This window comes from Streptomyces katrae, assembly GCF_000966975.1.
GTDB classification, from domain to species: Bacteria; Actinomycetota; Actinomycetes; order Streptomycetales; family Streptomycetaceae; genus Streptomyces; species Streptomyces katrae.
Genome location: NZ_JZWV01000214.1, coordinates 1 through 7,742 on the forward strand (window position 1 = coordinate 1; position 7,742 = coordinate 7,742).

The 7,742-nt window shown below is 70.5% G+C and carries 7 protein-coding genes, 1 tRNA gene and 1 pseudogene; 8 read left to right on the forward strand and 1 reads right to left on the reverse strand.

Going from position 1 to position 7,742, the window contains the following annotated elements; translation table 11 throughout:
• From VR44_RS09910 to VR44_RS09925, 4 genes and pseudogenes are all read left to right on the forward strand, one after another.
• Positions 1-192 (forward strand): annotated as a pseudogene (locus tag VR44_RS09910) (type VII secretion-associated serine protease mycosin); the annotation flags it as partial.
• Positions 193-217: 25 nt separating this feature from the next.
• Positions 218-631: a hypothetical protein gene (locus VR44_RS09915; RefSeq protein ID WP_045947049.1), complete on the forward strand. Its 414-nt coding sequence runs from the start codon at positions 218-220 to the stop codon at positions 629-631.
• A gap of 19 nt (positions 632-650) precedes the next feature.
• Entirely contained in the window at positions 651-2,999 is a 2,349-nt protein-coding gene (locus VR44_RS09920) for an NADPH-dependent FMN reductase family protein (RefSeq protein WP_045947050.1), read from the forward strand.
• A 44-nt stretch (positions 3,000-3,043) separates the two neighbouring features.
• A complete protein-coding gene (locus tag VR44_RS09925) occupies positions 3,044-3,691 on the forward strand; it encodes a hypothetical protein (RefSeq protein WP_157880259.1) in 648 nt (215 codons plus the stop codon).
• A gap of 54 nt (positions 3,692-3,745) precedes the next feature.
• Here VR44_RS09925 and VR44_RS09930 read toward each other — a convergent pair.
• A tRNA-Cys gene (locus tag VR44_RS09930) sits at positions 3,746-3,817 on the reverse strand.
• A 183-nt stretch (positions 3,818-4,000) separates the two neighbouring features.
• On the opposite strand from VR44_RS09930, the gene VR44_RS09935 reads away from it, so the two are divergent.
• The 4 genes from VR44_RS09935 to VR44_RS09950 form a co-directional block, all read left to right on the forward strand.
• Positions 4,001-5,461, forward strand: a complete 1,461-nt coding sequence (locus VR44_RS09935) for an MFS transporter (protein WP_045947052.1) — start codon at positions 4,001-4,003, stop codon at positions 5,459-5,461.
• Between the two features lie 31 nt (positions 5,462-5,492).
• Positions 5,493-5,693: a hypothetical protein gene (locus VR44_RS09940; protein WP_045947053.1), complete on the forward strand. Its 201-nt coding sequence runs from the start codon at positions 5,493-5,495 to the stop codon at positions 5,691-5,693.
• Positions 5,690-6,097 carry a type II toxin-antitoxin system death-on-curing family toxin gene (locus tag VR44_RS09945; RefSeq protein WP_094191533.1) on the forward strand — a complete coding sequence of 136 codons (408 nt, stop codon included), beginning with the start codon at positions 5,690-5,692 and terminating at the stop codon, positions 6,095-6,097. The genes VR44_RS09940 and VR44_RS09945 overlap by 4 nt, the downstream gene beginning before the upstream one ends.
• 134 nt (positions 6,098-6,231) lie before the next feature.
• Positions 6,232-7,742 (forward strand): DEAD/DEAH box helicase (locus VR44_RS09950; RefSeq protein WP_045947055.1); only part of this gene is annotated, 1,511 nt, incomplete at its 3' end.

Below are 7,742 nucleotides of genomic sequence, written 5' to 3' on the forward strand. Positions count from 1 at the left end.
CGGCAGGCCAAGGACACGCCCGTTCCCTCGACCGGAGGAAAGATCACCCCGTCGCAGGCGCCGCACGCCGCTCCTGCGGTAGACAAGGGCGACGGCAGCAGCTGGACCTGGATCGCCCTCGGCCTCGGGGCCTGTGTCCTGATCGGCGGTGCCGTCACCGCGGTCGTCGTACGCAGGGCGGCCAATCGCTGAACCGCACGGGAGTGGAGCGCACCGGATGTCCTTCGACGAGGAATGGGCCACGGCGCGCGCCACCGCCGCCGCCAACGCGGCCCTGCGGCTCGACCACGCCGGCAGCGCCCCCGGCACGCCCGACCTCGCACTCAACCAGGACCACATCGGCGCCATCGGCAGCGAGGCCCACAAGCTCCACTCCCGCCTCCAGACCGACGGCCGGCACGCCGCCACCGCCTCCACCGAGGCGGCCGGCGCGCTCTCGAGGGAGGGCTTCGCCACCGGGGCGGCCCTCGCCAAGGCCAACAGTCGCTGGGAGAGCCAGGTCAAGACCCTCGTCGCCGCCTGCGCCCAGATCTCCAACGGGCTCAACTACTCCCTCTCCTCCCATGCCAAGGAAGAGCAGCAGCTCTACGCCGAGTTCACGTCCTCCAAGATCGACGAGTACCTCAAGTAGCGAAGGGCTGCGCGCGGCCGTGCTGACGTACGAGAACGTCCTGAACGCCCCGGTCGACAAACTCGCCGCCGCCGTCCGCGACTGGCAGGCGATGGTCGTCAAGCTGGAGGAGCTGGCAGAGGCCGCCCGCAACGGCATGAAGGCCAAGGCCGACAAGGCCGAATGGAGCGGGGTCACCGCGGGCGTGGCGCGGCCGTTCGTCGTCAAGACCGCCAAGGAGTTCGAGGACGCCGCCAAGGAGGCCAAGGGCATCCACCAGGCCCTCACCCAGGGCCACGACACCTTCCGGTCCTCCCGCGAACGGCTGAGGAAGATCGCCGAGGAAGAAGCCCCCGCCGCCGGCTTCCGCGTCGACGCCAAGGGGAAGGTCGAGACGTTACCCCTGGCCACCGACGCGGACCGCGACGCGGCCCGGCACGACCCCGACTACCAGGAGTCGCTCCGCATCAACCGGCCCCTGTGGCAGGCGAAGGTCGACGCCGCCATCGACTCCTGCGACGACGTCGACCAGTCCCTCGCCCGCCTCCTGAACGCCAACCTCGCCGAGGACCACAACTTCAGCGTCCCGAAGTACGCCAACCTCACCGCCGAACAGGCCGGCCGTGCCACGGACCTCGCGAGGAAGGGCCGGAACCTCTCGCACGCCGAGCTGACGGAGCTCAACGAGCTGCTGGCCGACAACGCCAAGGTCCCGGAGTTCTCCACCACCTTCTACGGCAACCTCGGCCCCAGGGGCGCGCTCCAGTTCTTCGGCACCATGGCGACCGACACCTACGAGTACGGGAAGCTGGACGAGCAGCGGCTGAAGGACGTCCAGGAGCTCCAGAGGAACCTGGGCTTCAACCTGGCCACCGCCACCCGCTCCACCACCGAACCCCACCTGCCCGACAGCTACGCGGCGGAGCTCCGCAAGCTGGGCACCCAGCAGATCCCCCTGGCCCGCTACGACCAGAACCCGCCCTACGGGTACCAGCTGCTCGGCGGGATCATGCGCTACGGGAACTACGACCCGAAGTTCCTCGTTCCGATCGCCGAACACGCGACGCAGATCCACGCCAAGAACCCGGACTTCTTCGGCCAGACCCGCCAGCTCAACGGCTACGGCAAGAACATGCTGAACCCCTCCGGGATCAACGGAGCGGGCTACGACCCGGTGGTCAGCTTCCTGGAGGCGCTCGGCCACAGCCCGGAGGCGTCGGCCCAGTTCTTCGACCCGAAGAGCCACCCGCACGCCTACAACCAGGACGGCACCGAGAAGTCTGGGGCAGCGGACCTGGGCAAGGATGCCAGGGGAAAGCCGGTCGAGAGCTACCTCGACTTCTTCGCCAACGGGAAGTACCACTCCACCATCGACATGGAAGGCATGAACCCCGACGACCTGAAGAAGGCCGGCACCTACATGCCCGATGCCCTGGGGCATGCCCTGGAAGCGGCAACTCTCGGCCACGCCTGGGACGACCCCAAGCCCGAGCTCCACCGGACCGAGGCGGGGGCGCACGTCATGGAGGCTGTAGCGCTGAAGTACGGCGGCGACGCCGGACTTCTCAAGCAGCACGAGGTCCTCGCGGACAGCCTGGGAAACATGACCGCCGGCTACATCGACGACGTCAACTGGGGGCTGAACGAAAACGACGAGCAGAGCGTCTTCGCCCCACACGACGGCGACAGGCAAGCACACGCGAAATTCGGGCGTGACGGTGCCCGTGACCTGTTGGCCGCCCTCGGGCAGCACCCCGACGCCTACGCCACTGCATCCACCGCCGAACGCGTCTACTCCACGAGCGTCCTGGAGAGCCAGGCCGTACACGACGGCGCGATCGACGAGGGCCGGGCTCGGGCGGCGATCCGAAGCAGTGCCGAGGTGCAGGGCATCCTCGACCAATCGCGGGCGGAACAAGTCAAGGGAGAGGCCGACAAGAGGCAGGAGGCGTACGAGAAGGCGCACGAGCAGAGCTCCTCCTGGATTGAGTTCGGCACCACGGCCGCCATCGCGGCCAGTGTCGCCTTCCTGCCCGCTACGGCGGCTGCGGCAGGCGTGGCGGCGGTCGTCGTCCCCCTGGCCATGGACACCGGTACCGGTCTCGTTGAGCAGGCCGCCGGGCAGGTCATCGGGGAGTGGTCGGACGAGGCCAAGGAGGAACACAAGGACAAGCTCGGCGGTCAGGCACACGATGCGAACAAGGCGATGTTCAAGGCCGGTGAGCGCAACGCCGAGGCGCCCATGCTGGTATTCATGCGCCGTCATGACATCGATCAGAACGGCGAGTTCGGCAACGACCTCATGGAATCGATGCGCATCGGCTACGCGACCGGTAACTCCGTCGCCAACCAGCAGGGTCACGAGGCGCAGACCAAGGGCATCGAGTGAACCGCGTTCGGACGGGGTCGCATCCGACGGGAGTCGTGGTGGGCTTGGCGTTCGTCGTCACGGCGACTGTGGGCTGCTCCGGTGGAAGGCCCGAGCAGCAGGCCCCGGTGCCGACCGTGACCAGGGTCTCAGCTGATCAGGCCTGTGCCGGCCTGTTCCCTGAAGACGGCAGGAAGGCGCTGGAGCGGGTTCTTGAGTCCACGGAGTTCCAGCTTCTGAACCAGAAGTGGAATCCGGACGCCCGGGCCGTCGCACAGGTGATGGAGGACGCGTACAGGTCTGGCAAGAGGATCAATGAGATGCCTCAGTCGACCTGCGAGGTCGCAGGTTCAGACAAGGGACATTACGTGCCGACGTTGTCGATGCAGTTCACGGCGTACAGCCTGTACGCCGGAGATCCCGTCGACTTCCCGGGCGTGAGCGACCGGGGTGTGCGGGTGGCTGTCCGTGAACAGAAGTTCGTGCACCTCTCCTATGACTGCGTCAGCCCCCGCGTGGGCTCCACAGCGGACGTTCCCCTGCGAATCAAGGTCCTGTTCCACGAGCAGTGGCCCGGGAGCAAAGGCGAAACCATCCTCCGCCCCGACTACCTGGCCATCACCCACTCCGCCGCCCTCGCCGTCGCCAAGGAGCTCCAGTGCGCGGGCGACGGCGGCCTGCCCGCCCGGGCCTCGGACCTGCCGCCCGGCTGAAAGCCGAAGGCCGCCCGGGGGAGTCCCCCCCGGGCGGCCTTCGTTTCCTCCCCGAGGCCGTGACCGGAATCGAACCGGTGTAACTCGCTTTGCAGGCGAGTCCCTAAACCTCTCGGGCACACGGCCTTGTGGTGCTTCGACGGGTACGACGCTACGGGGCCCCGGTTCGAGCCGGAAGGGAGGCGCGGGGGATGCAATGTGACTGCCATGCGGCGTTTACACGGGCCGTCCGGCCTAGGTCTCGAGGAGCACGTGGGATCCGACCAATTGACAGGGGCGAATCAAGGCCGCGCACCTTACTCTGGGGCGATGAGTGCCCTTGAACCCCGGATATCAGCGACCCCCGCCGCCCCGTCCACACCGCCGGGCGGCATTCTGGGGCCCGCGTACCGGACGTTGAGCGTCGGGATCATTTCCGTGATCTTCCTGATCGCCTTCGAGGCCACCGCCGTCGGGACCGCCATGCCCGTCGCCGCGCGTGAGCTCGACGGCATCGGGCTCTACGCCTTCGGGTTCTCCGCCTACTTCACCACCAGCCTCTTCGGCATGGTCCTGGCCGGCCAGTGGGCCGACCGGCAGGGGCCGCTGCGGCCGCTGAGCGTCGGGATCGGGGGCTTCGCCGCCGGGCTGGTGTGTTCCGGGACGGCCACCGTCATGGGGGTGTTCGTGCTGGGGCGGGCCGTGCAGGGGTTCGGGGGCGGGCTGGTGATCGTCGCGCTGTACGTGGTCGTCAGCCGGGCCTACGAGGAGCGGCTGCGGCCCGCGATCATGGCGGCCTTCGCCGCGAGCTGGGTGGTGCCGTCCATCGTCGGGCCGCTGGCGGCCGGGACGGTCACCGAGCGGCTCGGCTGGCGGTGGGTGTTCCTGGGGATCCCCGTGCTGGTCGTCGTACCGCTGATCGTGGCGCTGCCGGCCATCCGGCGGACGGCCTCCGGGCCCGTGGAGACCACCGGCGAGCCCGCCGCCTTCGACCGGCGGCGGATCCGGCTGGCCCTCGGGATCTCGGTGGGCGCTGGGCTGCTGCAGTACGCCGCGCAGGACCTGCGGTGGCTGTCGCTGCTGCCCGCGGCCGCCGGGGCCGCCCTGCTGGTGCCGGCGGTGCTGGGGCTGCTGCCGCGCGGGACGTACCGGGCGCGGCGCGGGCTGCCGTCCGTGGTGCTGCTGCGCGGCGTGGCGGCCGGGGCCTTCATCGGCGCGGAGAGCTTCGTGCCGCTGATGCTGGTCACCCAGCGCGGGCTCAGCCCGACCCTGGCCGGGTTTTCGCTGGCACTGGGCGGGGTGACCTGGGCGCTGGGTTCGTGGGTGCAGTCCCAGGGGCGTACGGCTCCCTACCGGGAGCGGCTGATGGTCGCCGGAATGGTGATGGTGGCCCTCGCGATCGCCGCGGCTCCCGCGGTGCTGATCGAGTCGGTGCCGGTGTGGACCCTGGCCCTGGCCTGGGCCGTGGGCTCCCTGGGCATGGGTCTGGTGATCGGCTCGACGAGCGTGCTGCTGATGCGGCTGTCGGCGCCGGAGGAGGCGGGGGCGAACTCCGCCGCGCTCCAGATCTCCGACGCCGTGGCCAACGTGGTGCTGCTGGCGGCCGGCGGTGCGGCCTTCGCCGCGCTGGGCGGGGGAGCGGTGGGCGCGGGGCACGCGCTCGACGCGGGCGGCGGCGCCTCGCACCCGGCCGCGTTCCTCGTCGTGTTCCTGCCGATGGCCTGCGTGGCCCTGGTGGGGGCCTGGGTGGCGACCCGGCTGCACGAGCGTCCGGCCGGGAAAACCGGCTGAGGCCGGCCCGCCGCGCCGTTACGCTGCGCACGTGAACGAGCTGATCATTTCACTCTCCGACGCCGAGTACGCGGAGTGCGCCGACCTCGCCGACGCCTCCGGCGCCACACCGGAGGAGCTCGCCCTGGCGGCCGTACGGGAGCACCTGCGCCGGGAACGCGAGCGGGTCGGTACCGTCGCGGAGCGGCTGGCGCTGCTGCACGCGCCCCTGCTGAAGCGGCTCGGGGAATGAGGACGACGACCGGCGCCGTGCGGCACCTCACCCTCGCCGACGTGCTCGGCCTGGCCCGGTACGCCTGCCTGGCCCAGGACCAGCCGGTCGAGCTGCGCGCCCCCGGACTGCTGGAGTCCGCCGTGCACCGGCCCCGGGCACGCATGTACGGGACACCGGCCTACACCGACCTCCACGAGCAGGCCGCCGCGCTGCTCCACGGCATCGCCGTGAACCATCCCCTGGTCGACGGGAACAAGCGCACCGCCTGGCTCGCCGCCGCGACCTTCCTCGCCGTGAACGGGGCCGATCCGGCGGCCGCCGACCAGGACGCGGCGTACGCGCTGGTCGTCGACGTGGCCTCCGGCGCCGAGGCCCGGGTGGCGGTGATCGCCGACAGGCTGCGGGAGTTGGTCCCGGTGTGACGCTCGCCGCACTGCCCGAGGTCACGGGCCTGTCCCTCCGCGGGGGGTGCGGTGGCGCGGGTAAGGTGGCCCGGTTGTCCGACCGGTCGTCCTGAGCACAGTACGACCGCCACCGAGAGCCCGAACCGGAGACCGTGACTACTACCGCCTCCCACCACCTCTCACCCGCCTTCCCCGGCCGTGCGCCGTGGGGTACCGCCAGCAAGCTGCGTGCCTGGCAGCAGGGGGCGCTGGACAAGTACATCCAGACCCAGCCCCGTGATTTCCTCGCCGTCGCCACCCCCGGCGCCGGCAAGACCACCTTCGCGCTGACCCTGGCCTCCTGGCTGCTGCACCACCACGTGGTGCAGCAGGTGACCGTGGTCGCGCCGACCGAGCACCTGAAGAAGCAGTGGGCGGAGGCCGCCGCCCGCATAGGCATCCGGCTCGACCCCGAGTACTCGGCCGGGCCGCTCAGCAAGGACTACCACGGCGTCGCCGTCACCTACGCCGGTGTCGGCGTACGGCCCATGCTGCACCGCAACCGCTGCGAGCAGCGCAAGACCCTGGTGATCCTGGACGAGATCCACCACGCCGGCGACTCCAAGTCCTGGGGCGAGGCCTGCCTGGAGGCCTTCGACCCGGCGACCCGCCGCCTGGCCCTGACCGGAACGCCCTTCCGGTCCGACACCAACCCGATCCCGTTCGTGACGTACGAGGAGGGGAACGACGGCATCCGCCGCTCCTCCGCCGACTACACGTACGGCTACGGCAACGCGCTGGGCGACGGAGTCGTCCGGCCCGTGATCTTCCTGTCCTACAGCGGCAACATGCGCTGGCGGACCAAGGCCGGCGACGAGATCGAGGCCCGCCTCGGCGAGCCGATGACCAAGGACGCCATCTCGCAGGCCTGGCGCACGGCGCTGGACCCGCGCGGCGACTGGATGCCGAACGTGCTGCGCGCCGCCGACCAGCGCCTCACGGAGGTCAGGAAGGGCATCCCGGACGCGGGCGGGCTCGTGATCGCCGCCGATCAGGACGCGGCGCGCGCGTACGCGAAGCTGATCCGGGAGATCACGGGGACGAAGGCGACCCTCGTGCTCTCCGACGACGCGGGCGCCTCGAAGAACATCGACACCTTCAGCGGGAACGACGAGCGCTGGATGGTCGCGGTCCGCATGGTGTCCGAGGGCGTCGACGTGCCCCGCCTCGCGGTGGGCGTGTACGCGACGACGATCTCGACCCCGCTGTTCTTCGCGCAGGCCGTCGGCCGCTTCGTGCGATCGCGCAGGCGCGGCGAGACGGCCTCCGTGTTCCTTCCGACGATCCCCTACCTCCTCGGCTTCGCGAACGAGATGGAGGTCGAGCGCGACCACGTCCTGGACCGGCCGAAGAAGGCGGGCGAGGACGAGGACCCGTACGCCGAGTCCGAGAAGGAGATGGAGGAGGCGAACCGGCAGGAGGACGAGGACACCGGCGAGGACGAGCAGATGTCCTTCGAGGCGCTGGAGTCCGACGCCGTCTTCGACCGGGTGCTGTACGACGGCGCCGAGTTCGGCATGCAGGCCCACCCGGGCAGCGAGGAGGAGCAGGACTACCTCGGCATCCCGGGCCTGCTGGAGCCGGACCAGGTGCAGCTGCTGCTGCAGAAGCGGCAGTCGCGGCA

Bases quoted from the DNA above. Each gene is read 5' to 3' on its own strand.
- VR44_RS09915 (WP_045947049.1), top strand. From the start codon at position 218: ATGTCCTTCGACGAGGAATGGGCCACGGCGCGCGCCACCGCCGCCGCC.
- VR44_RS09945 (WP_094191533.1), top strand. From the start codon at position 5,690: ATGAGGACGACGACCGGCGCCGTGCGGCACCTCACCCTCGCCGACGTG.
- VR44_RS09935 (WP_045947052.1), top strand. From the start codon at position 4,001: ATGAGTGCCCTTGAACCCCGGATATCAGCGACCCCCGCCGCCCCGTCC.